This is a genomic window from Acidiluteibacter ferrifornacis, from assembly GCF_009909615.1.
GTDB classification, from domain to species: domain Bacteria; phylum Bacteroidota; class Bacteroidia; order Flavobacteriales_E; family Vicingaceae; genus Acidiluteibacter; species Acidiluteibacter ferrifornacis.
This window is the reverse complement of sequence record NZ_WWNE01000006.1, coordinates 434,866-449,110: the sequence shown is the minus strand read 5'-3', so window position 1 is coordinate 449,110 and position 14,245 is coordinate 434,866. Positions and strand designations below refer to the sequence as shown.

Annotated in this window: 11 protein-coding genes; 10 read left to right on the top strand and 1 reads right to left on the bottom strand. The window is 33.7% G+C overall.

What is annotated here, in order from left to right:
- Positions 1 to 699, top strand: coding sequence for a sulfotransferase family 2 domain-containing protein (locus GQN54_RS08400; protein ID WP_160633082.1), 699 nt, complete (start codon positions 1 to 3; stop codon positions 697 to 699).
- Here GQN54_RS08400 and wecB read toward each other — a convergent pair whose 3' ends face one another.
- Entirely contained in the window at positions 700 to 1,797 is a 1,098-nt protein-coding gene (gene wecB / locus GQN54_RS08395; protein WP_160633081.1) for a non-hydrolyzing UDP-N-acetylglucosamine 2-epimerase, read from the bottom strand.
- Between the two features lie 148 nt (positions 1,798 to 1,945).
- Between wecB and GQN54_RS08390 the strand changes: the two genes are divergently transcribed.
- The 9 genes from GQN54_RS08390 to GQN54_RS08350 all read left to right on the top strand — a co-directional run bounded on the left by GQN54_RS08390 (position 1,946) and on the right by GQN54_RS08350 (position 14,243).
- Positions 1,946 to 3,415, top strand: coding sequence for an SPOR domain-containing protein (locus GQN54_RS08390; RefSeq protein ID WP_160633080.1), 1,470 nt, complete (start codon positions 1,946 to 1,948; stop codon positions 3,413 to 3,415).
- A gap of 89 nt (positions 3,416 to 3,504) precedes the next feature.
- Positions 3,505 to 4,302: a polysaccharide biosynthesis/export family protein gene (locus tag GQN54_RS08385; RefSeq protein WP_160633079.1), complete on the top strand. Its 798-nt coding sequence runs from the start codon at positions 3,505 to 3,507 to the stop codon at positions 4,300 to 4,302.
- Positions 4,299 to 6,659 (top strand): exopolysaccharide transport family protein, encoded by a 2,361-nt coding sequence (locus GQN54_RS08380; RefSeq protein ID WP_160633078.1) that lies wholly within the window; start codon positions 4,299 to 4,301, stop codon positions 6,657 to 6,659. Before GQN54_RS08385 ends, GQN54_RS08380 begins: the two co-directional genes overlap by 4 nt.
- Positions 6,660 to 6,788: 129 nt before the next feature.
- Entirely contained in the window at positions 6,789 to 8,141 is a 1,353-nt protein-coding gene (locus GQN54_RS08375) for a lipopolysaccharide biosynthesis protein (protein WP_160633077.1), read from the top strand.
- A 52-nt stretch (positions 8,142 to 8,193) separates the two neighbouring features.
- A complete protein-coding gene (locus GQN54_RS08370; protein ID WP_160633076.1) occupies positions 8,194 to 8,757 on the top strand; it encodes an acyltransferase in 564 nt (187 codons plus the stop codon).
- A 2-nt stretch (positions 8,758 to 8,759) separates the two neighbouring features.
- Positions 8,760 to 9,905 (top strand): glycosyltransferase, encoded by a 1,146-nt coding sequence (locus tag GQN54_RS08365; RefSeq protein WP_160633075.1) that lies wholly within the window; start codon positions 8,760 to 8,762, stop codon positions 9,903 to 9,905.
- A gap of 2 nt (positions 9,906 to 9,907) precedes the next feature.
- Positions 9,908 to 11,836 (top strand): asparagine synthase (glutamine-hydrolyzing), encoded by a 1,929-nt coding sequence (asnB, locus tag GQN54_RS08360; protein ID WP_160633074.1) that lies wholly within the window; start codon positions 9,908 to 9,910, stop codon positions 11,834 to 11,836.
- Complete coding sequence (locus GQN54_RS08355; protein WP_160633073.1) at positions 11,836 to 12,975, top strand: glycosyltransferase family 4 protein; 1,140 nt, start codon at positions 11,836 to 11,838, stop codon at positions 12,973 to 12,975. The genes asnB and GQN54_RS08355 overlap by 1 nt, the downstream gene beginning before the upstream one ends.
- Positions 12,972 to 14,243, top strand: coding sequence for an O-antigen ligase family protein (locus tag GQN54_RS08350; RefSeq protein WP_160633072.1), 1,272 nt, complete (start codon positions 12,972 to 12,974; stop codon positions 14,241 to 14,243). Before GQN54_RS08355 ends, GQN54_RS08350 begins: the two co-directional genes overlap by 4 nt.
- Positions 14,244 to 14,245 lie beyond the last annotated feature (2 nt).

The window sequence follows — 14,245 nt, the reverse complement described above, 5'->3', positions numbered from 1 at the left end:
TTGAGCACTTTTGAACCTCCAACTGGTTTGAACGACAATTCAACAATAGTTTATATAGATCAAAGTTTTGATATAGTGATAGTTTCTCATAAATATAAATTTATTTATGTAGCCATTCCCAAAACGGCAACACATGCAATTCGTTTTGCATTAAGAAGGCACCTTGGTTCAGATGACTGGGAGCAAGTGGATCTATTTCATCAAAGTAGATTGCCATATAAAGAGTTTCAAGATATTACTCATGGACACATAACTTCTTCAGAAGCAAAGCGTGTACTTAGTGAAGAAGTCTGGGACTCTTATTTCAAGTTTACTTTTGTTAGAAATCCATTTGATCGTTTCATTTCTTACGCCTTTTTTCGACATCGATCTTCTGAAATATTTGCCAATAATAAGCTTGGGATAATGAAGTTACTTTTTAAAAATCCATCATTGGGTGATGACATTCTATTTAAACCTCAATGGAACTTTGTTACAAATGAATTCGGAGAAAATATAGTTGATTTTATTGGGCGATTTGAGAGTCTACAATCAGATTTTGATGCTGTTTGCCAAAAGGTTGGGTTGCCTCAAATTAAGTTAGAATTGCATAATTCATCTGAACATAATAACTATGAACATTACTTAGATGAAGAGTTGATAGGTTTGATTTCAAGCTATTACAAGGAAGATTTAGAGTGCTTTGATTATCATTTGTAATTAAACAAGATCTTTTAAAATCTCCACAATTCTTTGTGTCGACTTTCCATCCCAAAGCTCAGGGATTTGTGATTTTCTGGCACTATTTACTTCTTTTATTTTTAAAAGGATAAGATCTTTATCCAATGCCAATAATTGATTGGTACCGATTTCAATAGTTGAAGGACGTTCAGTGTTATCTCTGATTGTCAAACAGGGGACTTTCCGAAAGGTAGTTTCTTCTTGAATGCCTCCACTATCGGTAATTACTACCTTTGCATTTAAAATTAAATTTTGGAATGCAAAATAGTCTATAGGTTCCAATTGAATAATGTTCAGATTTTTATCTATTAAATGATTAAGTCCAAATTCACTTATTTTATTTTTTGTGCGTGGATGAATCGGTATCACCACTTTCGTGTCATTTGCAATTTCATTGATTAATTCAAGAATAACTTTTAGAGATAGTTCGTTATCAACATTTGAAGGTCGATGGAAAGTGGTTAAGATATATTGTTTAGGCTTTAGGCTCAGAAGACTGAGGATTGGATTGGATTTAATTTCTTGGTCAAAAGCAACTAAAGCATCTATCATAGTGTTACCCACAAAATGGATGTTGTTTTCATTGACACCTTCGTTCTTTAAGTTGTCAATTCCGCTTTGTTCCGTCACAAAAAAGTAATCGGAAATTTGGTCTACTGCAATTCGATTGACTTCTTCAGGCATATTTAAATCAAAACTTCTTAAGCCACTTTCTAGGTGGGCAATCTTAATATCTAAATTTTTGGCCGCGATGGCTGCAGCGTAGGTAGAATCAACGTCTCCAACTACAATTACTAAATCAGGTCTCTCAGTCATAAACAACTGATTCAATTCAAATATGGTGGATTTTGTTTTGTCTTTTCTAGATTTATTTTCGATGTTTAGTAAGAAAGTCGGCTTTTTTAATTGGAGTTGTTCAAAAAAAATAGCTGACATTTTATCATCAAAATGTTGACCTGTATGTATCAAGTCAAATTGAAATGTATCGGCGTGTTTCAGAAATTCCCTTTCTAATTGTGTAATTTTTATGAAGTTAGGTCTAGTTCCAACGACGCAGAACACCTTTTTTTTTATCATTTTGGAGATTTGTGTTAGAATTCAAATATACATGTTCAAATAAAATTTCCAAGCTAAAATTAAATTTTTAAATACTTTAAAGTACTAGTGTTGAATGATATCATTATTGTTGTATATTCGCTTCGTATTAAACATAAAGAAGTGGAGTATGAAAATTAGGTTAATGTTCTTATTTTTAGTGTGTAGTGTAAGTTTCTCTATCGAGCTTCAAGCTCAAGATAATACTGTTGCTAAGCCTGAAGTTGAAAATAAATCCTTGTTAAACAGAATTATCGAGAGAACTAGCGTTTCTCCTCATATAGGTTTATTGCACTCTTGGGGAGATTTTAAAAAGGATGGATTCATGCCATCATTTGCCCAGCCGGAATATAATAAATTGGGTTTTGGGATTAATGGAGATTTTCACCTAACTAATTATTTGAGTGTTAGTGGTGGAATTTTATACGGATCTTTAGAAGGGCGGTTGGACGACGTAAATACTGCAAATGCAACCAATGGAAATTTTAATTTAGGCACTGGCATACAGTACAATACGGATATATTAGAGCTAATGCTTCCTAGAATTGATTTAAATTTGTCTCGTCTAATCTTTAAAGATAGAGTGAAGTTTTTTAATAAGGTTTCTTTTGGGGTCTTGGCCAGTTATAGTTTGGTGAAATATGATTCAAAAATCTATGCCCAAAGCGATGAGGATGTTAACTTGTTGTATAGTAAAACTAGAGGAAGAACTGGAAAAACGACAGAGGCTGTGGCTTCTTTTGGGGGAAAAATATCCTATGTAGTGAACAATAGATTAGATATTTCATTGGAAGCATCTTTGCGAAATGTCTTTAATGATAAATTAGATGCTTGGGTTGCTGGAGATTATAACGATGCGTATAGCTATTCTGCAATCGGGATTACTTATCACTTGAAGAAAAGAGATTATATCGTAAAAAATCAGATGACCGAAGTTGAGGAGTTGCCATTAAAAACAGCAGAACCAATAGAAGTAATTGAGGAAAAGACGCCTAAGACCATTGAGAAGAGTAACACCATTTTTGGTAAATATGAATATCAAAAGTTACCTGCCGGAAACACTGCATTGGTAGTTTTAGATGAAAATGGAATGCCAATAGATACAATATACACCAATGAATTAGGATTTTTTGAATACACCAAATTAAATGCTGATCAAAAAGTGTCATTTAAACCATTGAATCTGGATGAACTTAATGCTAATGATATTTCGTTATACACTCTAAATAACGAGAATGGTAAAAAGATTGAAGAATTTAGTTTTGAAAGTAAAAAGGTCGAAGAGAAGGTAATTGATTCCAAGCCCGCAGAAACCACTAAAAAGGTGACTTCAGCTGACAAGACGAAGGTTGCTTTAAGTGAGGAGGAAGGCTATTTCGTAACTATTGCAGCCTTTAGAAAAGAGAGAACTGCAAGAATTATGGCGGATGAGGTTTTAGAAACAGGATTAACTCCAACTATCATTAGAAATTTGCAAGGTACTTGGTATTTGATCACTGTAAGTAGACATACTACAAAAGCAGAAGCATTGCAAGAAATGCAAGTAATAAGAGAAAAAGGATTTCCTAAAGCTTGGGTGCATATTAAACGTAAGCTATAATTTGAAAATGCAAATCTCTTTTAGTTGTTATTTAAAAACAATTCAAGGAGATTTGCAACATTCATTCGCTATCTAATTACTCTCGAAAGATGTCTAAGATTATTTTTATGCCGGTTGTCAAGAAAATTATAACTCGGCTAATGTTTATTGTGGTTATTTCTTGTCCTTTTTATTCCTGTATCCCAACCAAGAAAATAACATATTTACACGACGCTGAGGAAGGGAGTAATTATTCTGTTCAAAATATAAACTATGTGATTCGTCCAGGTGATCGATTTTACATCAAAGTCATAGACCCACTTGCAAATTCTGTTTTAGGAGGATTAGAGATGACTAGCTCGAGTAGTCAACAAACTCCGAATATGATTTCACAAACGATGTCAGTACACGACTATATCGTAAGACCAGATGGTAAGATAGATTATCCTATGATTGGTGAAATTGAAGCAGTTGGTAAAACTATTGCGGAATTACACAATGAGATTTATGAGAAGTGCAAGGGGTATATCAATAATCCTTCTGTCAAAATTTACATGACTAATTATAATGTAACGGTTTTAGGAGAGGTCAATAGTCCAGGGTTATATCAATTAATAACCAATAACCCCACCATCTTCGATGCAATCGGCTTAGCGAAAGATTTGACTGACTTTGCCAATAGAAAGGAGATAAAATTAATTAGAAATAATGGGAAAGATTTATCGGTTCATTATATTGACGTGACCGCCCCGGACTTTATACAATCTCCTTTTTTTTATATTCAACCTAATGATGTAATCCATGTAGCTCCCCTTAAGGTTAAAAAGTTCAGCAGTGACAATGCTTTGCCTTTAGTGCTTTCAGTCGTTACCACCATCATTACTATAGTTTCAATTACATCACGATGAGTACAGAAGACCTAATTGAGCAGTCGAATAGACAAGAAATATCTAGGTTTAAAGAGAGTTTGAGAAGATATGCTCTAAAATGGCCCTGGTTGCTTATTTCTATGGTTATAGCCATGACTTTGGCACATTTGTACCTTAGTTTCAAATCGAATGTATACAAGGTAGAAAGCATTGTTCAAATAAAGAAAAGTAACCGCATGGATGATCCAAGTGAATTGCTTTTCGGTGGACGGACAATGACCAAGTTTTCTGGTATAACCGATGAGTCTGTGATTTTTAGGTCATACCCTTTGGTGAAAGGTGTGGTTGAGGAATTGAATTTGGAGGTAGTTTATTCTGTGGAAAATGGATGGAAAAGACAAGAGATTTACAATAATAGACCTTTTACGTTTAAGTACGATAGAGATGACAGTCAGCAAATCCCCCAAGGTCTTCAGTTTGAAATAAAATTATTAGATGAGGAAAAATTTGAAATAAAAGCAATAGCGCATGATCAAGAGGATTTACTTCAAAGTGTCGAAAAATTCAATAAAGCTATTTCATTAGGTTCATTTTCATTTATGATAATAAAAGAGGAGGGTTATAGTCAATATGCCAACTTCGGTAGTACCTATTACGTTAGACTGAGTTCGATAGAGCAAACAGCCTATTCGTATAAAAATCAATTGAATTTCAATGATGATGACCGCTTGTCCAACCTTCTGACAATGTCAATGAAATCAAATGTGCCGGAGAAGTCTATTGACTTTATTAATGAGCTAGTTAAAAAGTATGTAGATCAAAATTTGCAAGAAAAAAATGAAGTTGCAAAGAATACCGTTGAATTCATTGATCAGCAATTGGCAGTTATTTCTGATTCATTGAATAGAAAAGAACAAAATTTAGCTGACTTTAAATCCTCCGAAACTATCGGTAGTCTGAGTGCCGAAGGAGAGTCACTGATTCAAAAGTACAATGAAATAGAAACGGAAAAGGCCAAGTATGAAGTCATGCAAAAGTATTACAACTATTTGCAAGAGAAGTTGGAGAGTAAGCAAGGGCAGAATCTAGAAAATTTAGTAGCGCCTTCTGCCTTTGGGATTGAAGACTTGATAGTAAATGAATTGGTTAAAGATTTAATTGAGCTTAACTTAACTCGAAAAAAATTAATCAATGATGGAAACACAAAAAGTCCTCTTTTTAGTCAGGTAGAAAATAGGAGGATTGAAGTTATCGGTGCTTTAACGGAGAGTATAGAAAACCTTTCAAAAGCCAATAAAATATTGCTGAATGATTTGAATAATAGATCAAATCAGTTAAGTAATACTGCACAGAAATTGCCTGCTACACAGTTGAAGTTGGTGAATTTGAATCGTTTGTTAAAATTGAATGAGAATATTTACCTGTTTTTGATGGAAAAAAGGTCTTCTGCTGCAATTACAATGTCATCCAATACACCTGATTGTAAGGTCATAGAACCGGCCATGAAGAACCCATTAAGTCCTATAGCGCCTAACCGAAAGATGCATTATCTTATTGCATTATTGTTAGGAATAGCGCTACCCACTGTTATCTTTATCTCGATTGACTTTCTGAATGATACCGTTCGGGATAAAGACGATATTACAAGTACCACAGATATCCCGGTAATGGGTATTATTCCGAACTCTAAACATATAGAAAACAATAGAATCGTTTTTGATCAACCTAAATCGGCTTTAGCAGAGGCATTCAGAACTATTCGAACCAACTTAACTTTCTACCAACAAAAGAAATCTTCTTTTGTGATTATGGTTACCTCTACAGTTGCTAGAGAGGGAAAGTCGTTCTGTTCAATTAATTTGGCAGCTTCATTAGCGGCCTCTGGGAAACGTACTATATTGTTAGGTTTTGACTTAAGAAAACCTCAGATTCACAATTATTTGAACTTAGAAAACAATGCGGGAATCAGTAATTACTTGTCAGCAAATGCAAGTTTGGCTGAAGTAATATTAAAAACATCTCAAGATAACTTATTTGTGATTAGTTCAGGACCAGTACCTCCAAACCCAGCAGAATTAATTTCTACACCTAAAACTAGCGAATTAATCACTGAATTGAAAGGACAGTTTGATTATGTGATAATTGATACTCCTCCAATTGGCTTAGTAGCCGATGCATTATTACTTCAACAAGAGTCTGATCTTAATTTATACATAGTAAGACAGAATTATTCGAAACGAGAATTCTTGAATCAGATCAATGACTTTTATAAAACGTCAAAGCTGACAAATCTGAGTATTGTGCTAAATGATGTGGATAAGAGCTCGAATAATAATTATGGTTATTATGAGGAAGAAAGTAAGAAGTCGAGAAAAAATCTTTTTAGGACTAAATGAGCATAATAAATAACTGATTATGTTTGATATATTTTTTAATAGTGCAAGAGTTCTTCTTTAAGTAAATTACTAAGAACGAATTATCATTCCATTTTATAATAACTGAGACCAACTATTTTTAGACAAGAAGTGATAAAAAAAAGTATAAATAGTTTTCTTTCAGGTCATCAACGTTCAGTTAAAGCCAAGAAGAATATAATTGCATCTTTTTTTTTGAAGGGTATCAGTATTCTAATCAATTTAATTTTAATTCCATTAACTATTGATTACCTGAATCCTACAAATTTTGGGATCTGGATAACATTAACCTCAATAATTGCATGGTTTAACTATTTTGATATTGGCTTGGGTAATGGACTGCGCAATAAACTTGCGGCAGCAAAGGCCAAAGGTGATATTGAGTTGGGTCAGGTCTATATCAGTACTACTTATGCCCTAATAACTATTATTGCAGTGGTGTTTTTTATTTTATTCACCATCATCAATCCATTCTTAAATTGGGGTGAAATCTTTAATACTACTGAAAATTTGGAGGAGCTACAAAAGTTAGTGCTAATCGTTTTCAGTGTTTTTTGTCTTCAGTTTATAGTAAAACTGATTAACATGATTTTTATAGCTGATCAACGACCTGCGATGAGTAATGTCATAAATACCACGGGCAGTTTGCTTTCACTACTTGCTATTTTGGTTCTGATTAACACTACTGATAGTTCGATTTTATACCTAGGGGCAACGTTTAGTATAATCAATGTTGTAGTCCCATTTGCAGCAGGCTTATGGTTCTTTAATACAAGTTATAAACATTTTAAACCTTCATTAAAAACAATTGATTTTTCCTACACCAAGGAGTTGCTAGGGATTGGAAGTCAGTTTTTTATTTTGCAAGGGTCTATTCTAATTGTTTATCTTACAGATAACCTTATTATTACTCAAGTTTCTGGACCAGAGTATGTAACTCCATATAATATTGCTTTTAAGTATTTTGGAATTATTACAATATTCTTTACAATCGTTACTAAGCCTTATTGGTCAGCTTTTACAGAAGCATTTCTAAAAAACGAAATCTCATGGATTGAAAGTGCATTTAGGAAAGTAATGAAATTGTGGATCCTTTCAATTGGGTTGGTGATTTTAATGCTTTTTACTTCACAATTTGTTTATGAGCTTTGGATAGGAAGTGAAATAGAGATTCCATTTTTGTTATCACTCGTTATGGCAATTTATGTAGTTATGGCAAGTAACATTATGATATTTTCGAACTTTTTGTATGGAATTGGCAAGATTAGACTGAGTTTGTATCATGCCCTTTTTGTGGGAATTATAAATATTCCTTTGTCTGTTTACCTTTCTAAAAACTTGGAACTAGGAAATGTTGGAGTTATTTTAGCGACCTGTTTCGGAGTGTTAATAAGTATGATTATTCAGCCGATTCAATGTTATAAGATCATTAAAGGGCGTGCCACCGGAATTTGGAATAAATAAGGTAATTTAATTGTCGATTTAAAATGTGTAGAATCTATTATAATTGAAGGGATTGATTTACAAGATAGAACTTATATATCGGAATGGGTTGAAAAGGCTAAAGGGATATTTTTTTAAAATATATCTGCAGCTTCATGGTTGTGAGGTTGGTAAAGGATTAAAGTGTTATACTTTCCCTAACCTTAAAATAGTTCCTCATAAGAATATTAGAATTGGAGATAGAGTGACTTTTGGGATTGGATGTACTCTTGATATTAGTATTCAAGGAAGTTTGAGTATTGAAGATGATGTACAATTGACTCAAAATGTATTAATAAGTTCTGCTAGTAAGGTGTCTATTGGAAAGTTTTCTGCTATTGGAGAAAACTCAAGTATAAGAGATTCAGATCATGGGATGAAGGCTGGAAAAAATACCATGCAGCAGAGAATGGAATCCAAAGCTGTTTTTATCGGTGAAGATGTTTGGGTGGGTGCTAGTTGTATTATTTTAAAAGGTAGTTATTTAAGTAGTCATTCTGTAATTGGGGCAAATTCTTTGGTGAATGAAAATAGTGTAATTAAGGAAAATGGGATCTATGTTGGAAGTCCAGTTCGGTGTATAAAGGAAAGAATTTAAAGATGAATTCCCAAAGAAAGAATGTACTGGTTTTACCTGAACTTTTTCCAAAAGATGATAAAGATTGGACAGGGGTATTTGTGGTAGATTACTTGGCAGCGATCAAACCTTATACTCAACTGTGGGTTTTTTATAGTCGGTTAACAGGCGATAGTCAAAAGGTAACTAAGGAGAGTTTTAGGGGTTGCTTTGATGTATATCGGTGGAGTTACAAAAAGAAAGTTAATAAGCTATTGAAACCTTTGTTTTATGTCTTATGGTTTCATCATACAATTAAACAAGTGATTGCTCAAGATAGAACAATAGATATTATTCATTCGCACGGGACTATCTTAAATGGTACGTTGGCTTATTTGTTAAGCAGGAAACTAAGAGTTCCATTCGTTATTACAGAACACACTGGTCCTTTTTCAAAAATATCTAAGCCTTTTGTTAAAAGGCATTGGGCTAAGTTTATTCTGAAAAGAGCAGATAAAGTATTCGCCGTTAGCAATCATCTTAAGAATGAAATTGTACAAATCGGAGTAAGTAGTAGTCAAGTACAAGTCACATTTAATCCTGTAGATACAGAGCTGTTTTATCTCGATAAAGTTGAAAAAAGTAATAAGAATATACTTTTTGTTAGTCGATTAGAGCCCTTTAAAGGTGGGTTAAGAACAGTAAAGGCTTTTCATAAATTTTCACAGCTTCATGCTGACTGGGGGTTGACTTTATGTGGCGAGGGTCCAGAAAAGCAAGCTATAATAGATTACATTCGGAAGAATAGTTTGCAGCATAGAGTTTTATTGAAGGGTATGTTGACTAAGTTGGAGTACCATCATGAGTTAAGTTGTTCTGACTTTTTGGTTTTCCCTTCTTTACATGAGAGTTTCGGATTAATACCAGTTGAAGCGATGTCAAGTGGCTTACCCATCATTGCAATAAATTCATCTGCTATGCCTGAATATATTCATCAGTCCAATGGCATCTTATTGCAAACAGATTCAATTGAAGAGTTAACGGATGCAATGCTTGAAATGGTAGGATCATTAGGTAATTATAAACCATCTGATATAAGAAGAGAAGTAGTAGAGCGGTTTGGAATTGATAACTTTGGACGAAAATTGGTAATTGATTACGAATCTGTCATTAAGAGGTTTAAAAGGTAGTTATGTGTGGTATTGCAGGAATATTCAATCCCAAAGGTATTATTACTGACGAGATTAAAACAGTATCCAAAGTGTTAAGACACAGAGGTCCTGATGATGAGGGTTTTTATTTATTGCTGAGGGGGAATCTATCGAATGAATATCGGGGGGAAGAAACAATTGAAGAGCTAAGTGATATGCCCCATATTTCAGAAGTGCAAGAGTCTCCTATACTAGCCTTAATACATCGTCGCCTTTCCATAATAGATATTACTAAACAAGGGCATCAACCCTTAGTTTCAGAAACAGATAGATTCAGTATGATTTTTAATGGAGAGGTATACAATTACAAGGAAATTCGAAAAGAATTAATTTCAATGGGATTTCACTTTAAATCTAATTCTGATACAGAGGTTGTATTAAATGCATTTATTCAATGGGGAGAAAAGTGTGTTGAGAAATTCGTTGGAATGTGGGCATTTGCAATCTATGATAAATTAAATCAAACAATAACATTATCTCGAGATCGATTTGGAATCAAACCATTGTACTTTTATAGACGAAACTCTTTTTTTGCTTTTGCCTCAGAAATAAAAGCATTGTTAAAGCTGTCAGAAGTAGATCCGCGAATTTCTAATGAAAATGTGGGAAGTTTCTTGTGCTACGGCACCACGAGCAGTCCTTATCAAAATTTATTCTCGTATATCGAAGATGCAGAGCCTGGTTGTAATTATGTCTATAATTTAAAATCAAGTATAGTTACTAAAACGCCCTATTACAATTTATCCGAGGCTATTCCACAGTCAACATCTACGCTTAATGAGAATATGGAAATGTTTGAATCTTATTTCGATGATTCAATAGCTTTACATCTCCGGTCTGATGTCGAAATCGGCTCTTGTCTTAGTGGTGGATTGGATTCTAGCGCTATAGTATATAAGGCAAGTAAACAACTAGGTGATGTTTGTTTAAAAACATTTACAGCTAGTTATAAGAATACTACGATAGATGAATCTAAATACGCTAAAATGGTTGCCAAGGAATTGGATAACGTAGAGGATAACTACTTATATCCTGATTCTAAAACAATGGTTGCAGACTTGAGTAAAATGCTTTATCATCAAGATTTGCCGATTGGCTCCACATCAATTTTTGCTCAGTGGGAGGTTATGAAATCAGCTAATCAACATAAAGTAAAGGTGCTGCTTGATGGTCAAGGTGCGGATGAAACATTAGGTGGGTACACTAATTTCGCTGGAATTTATTTGATTGAGTTGTTAAAAAAGGGAAGGTTTGGTCATTTTATGAGTGACTATTTAAAGTTGAAGGATAACTTCAATCCTAAAATTAGAGAGGCTCTTTTGAAAGGTGCGTTTTACTATTTGCCTCAGAAGTTTCAGAGGCAACTTAGAGCAAAAGAAAGATTGAGCTTTCGATTTATTAATACTGATAGCATTAATGAATTAAATCTTGATGGTCCACTAAGGGGCGGGAAATCGTTTAAGGAGCATTCAGAGTTAAATATAAAGTTTGGGATGTATGACCTACTGAGGTATGAGGACAGAAATTCAATGGCATTTTCAATAGAATCTAGAGTTCCGTTTTTAGATCATCGCTTAGTAGAATTGATACATTCTCTTCCGAGTCACCATAAAATTCACCATGGTTGGTCAAAATATCCTCTTAGAAAAATGCTAAACAACAAGCTGGATAACCAGGTGGTATGGCGAAAAGATAAAAAGGGTTTTGTTACACCTCAACAAGATTGGAAAAACGAATTAATGTTGAATTTAAAATTAGAATTGAAAGACAGCGACATTCCTTCAATTATGGATCGCGATTATATCATACAATTATGTGATAGAGAGATTCTAAATTCAGCTCATCTAACAGAGTTTTGGAGAGCATATTCCTTAGTTAAATGGTATAATATTTTTAACTTGAAGGCCTAATGAAAATCGCAATTATATGTGGACATTTTGTGCCATCATTGGGTTATGTAGAAGTACATTTGGCTAATGCTTTGCATCGATTAGGTCATTCAGTGAAAGTAATCACCTCTAATAAAACTTCTTCATCAGCGAGATACTCGGATATTAAGAATAGCGAGTCGTCAATAAATGTTGAGGTTGTTCGATTAAAACCGTGGTTTTCCTTTGGTCAAATAGTGGTGGCTAATGGGATAAAAGAAGAGATCAACAAGTTCAAACCGAATAAAGTAATTGTGATCGGGTTGGGAAAAATATTTCCTAGAGGAGTGTTTCAAATTCAGAAAAAGGATTTTGAGATAATTACCCTATTGGGAGATAATGAAGACACTTACAGTGAGTCATCTAAAAGTATAAAAAGAAGACTGTTACATCTAATCTTAAAAAAGCCATTATATGAATTAGCGATTCTGAAAAGTGACAAGTTGTTAGGCTATACACCTTCAACAAAAGAGGTGGTTAATCAATTTTTAAATGAAAGGTTCAAAACCATTCTGCAAGAGAAATATGGAACAACGACTTTAGGTTTTGATGCAATGGAATTTAACTATTCTCCTGATGATAGGAAGATTGTCAGAAAAGAGTTGGGTGTAGATGAAGATAGTCTTGTGTTAATTACAGCAACTAGAATTACTCCTTCTAAAAAAATAGAAAAGATTATTGATGCTCTTGAAATATTAAGTAAAAAGGGATGGAGGTTTAAATATGTGTTGATAGGGTTTTCTAATTTTGATTATTGTGAAAAACTAAAATCTTATATTTCAGAAAAGGGGCTAGACGAAGTTGTGATAACTTTACCTTTTATGCCTAGGGATAAAATGAATAGTTATTACAATATGGCTGATATTGGTTTGTGGACACAGGCAGCGATTTCTATCTTTGAGGGTTTAGCTACAGGCCTTTATTTGTTGCTGCCTTCTAAACGTAATGTAAGCCATATTTTATCGGAAGAAACAGGTGAGTATTACTCAGAACACGATTTAATTGAGAAGTTGGAAAAAAGTGTAAGGGATTATAGTTTAGCGAATAGAGAGGAGTTAACAAAAAAAGTAAGTGCCAAATTTTCATTTGAAACCATTGCCAAAAAAATAATTGAAAATTGAATTATAAAAACTGGAAAATATGGTTTAAGCAATTACCTCTCTCCCTAAAATGGTTTGTGGTTTTGATTTTGTTAAGGCCATTAGTGGATTTGTTCTATTTCTTAAAAGAGATATCTCCCTTTCTTTCTCCTTTATATATTGTGGGGGTCGCTACACCTGTGCTCATTTTACTAAGTTTTTTATCTAGAGGTTTTCCCAAAAAGTTTAAATCGTTCATTTCTGATTTTAGTTTTACTACTTGGTCAGTGATTGTTCTGATAAACCTTATCGTTTTATTTGTTTTTTATGGAGGATTAGCGATTTCGTCAGAAGTAATACGTTATGGTTCTCCTTTGCTATTATTTTTTTATATCAGGCATTTTGTCAGGTCTAAAGTAGACCTCATTGGCTTACTACAGAGTTTCGTTTATTCCGCTATATTTCCCATGTGTCTTTTAGCTTATGAATTGATGTTTGGTGCTATTAATGCGGAGTTTTTAACTGAGAGTAGAGGCGGAGGAGCAAGATTGCAGGGAGGATATGCTGATATAATGAACTATGCGATTTATTTTACAATGGCCTTCCTCATCCAATGTTATTTCTTTATTAGATCAAGTAAATTAAATTATGTGTCCATTAAGCAAAGATTATTATTGATAGTTGTTACTTTAGTCTGTTTTATCGGGTTAGTAGGGATTAAGCAGTCATCCTCATGGGCAGTTATGCTATTCATCGGTTTTTTATTTCTTGTTTATAATTTGAATAGTAGAAAAGGGATAGTTGTAATACTGATTACATTACCTGTATTAATTTTTACATTGCCTGTTGTCTATAAGTCGAGTATAGAACCTTTGATTGAGAAAGAGTATAAAGTGATTGAAGGGGAGGCTGACCTGGAGCGTTCATTTAATGGACGTATGAGTAGATGGGTTAAATTTTTTGGCATTTGGTCTGAAATGCCTATTGGAAGTAATTTAGTCGGGGTAACTACATCAGGACATGACCAAACGCTCATTATGGTTAGCGGAGGAATGCACAGTGACTATGTTAGGGTAATCTTTTTAAGCGGTATTCTTGGATTTATATTTTACATGCTTTTTCTGTTGAATTTGTTAATGAGGGCACGAAAAATTGCAATTCCTGAAAGGTTTCTAGTATTTGGAGGTGTGGGCACCGTGATGCTTTATTCTGTATCAACTAACCCTCTATTATATTTTCCTCTTTTGTACTGTGTTTTCCCCATTATGGCATATGCTTCTTTACCCAAACTTCTTTTATTAAGAAAGTGATT

Excerpts from the sequence above, each read along its gene's own strand:
- wecB (WP_160633081.1), bottom strand. The coding sequence starts at position 1,797 with ATGATAAAAAAAAAGGTGTTCTGCGTCGTTGGAACTAGACCTAACTTC.
- GQN54_RS08365 (WP_160633075.1), top strand. The coding sequence starts at position 8,760 with ATGAATTCCCAAAGAAAGAATGTACTGGTTTTACCTGAACTTTTTCCA.
- GQN54_RS08380 (WP_160633078.1), top strand. The coding sequence starts at position 4,299 with ATGAGTACAGAAGACCTAATTGAGCAGTCGAATAGACAAGAAATATCT.
- GQN54_RS08385 (WP_160633079.1), top strand. The coding sequence starts at position 3,505 with ATGTCTAAGATTATTTTTATGCCGGTTGTCAAGAAAATTATAACTCGG.
- GQN54_RS08390 (WP_160633080.1), top strand. The coding sequence starts at position 1,946 with ATGAAAATTAGGTTAATGTTCTTATTTTTAGTGTGTAGTGTAAGTTTC.
- asnB (WP_160633074.1), top strand. The coding sequence starts at position 9,908 with ATGTGTGGTATTGCAGGAATATTCAATCCCAAAGGTATTATTACTGAC.
- GQN54_RS08355 (WP_160633073.1), top strand. The coding sequence starts at position 11,836 with ATGAAAATCGCAATTATATGTGGACATTTTGTGCCATCATTGGGTTAT.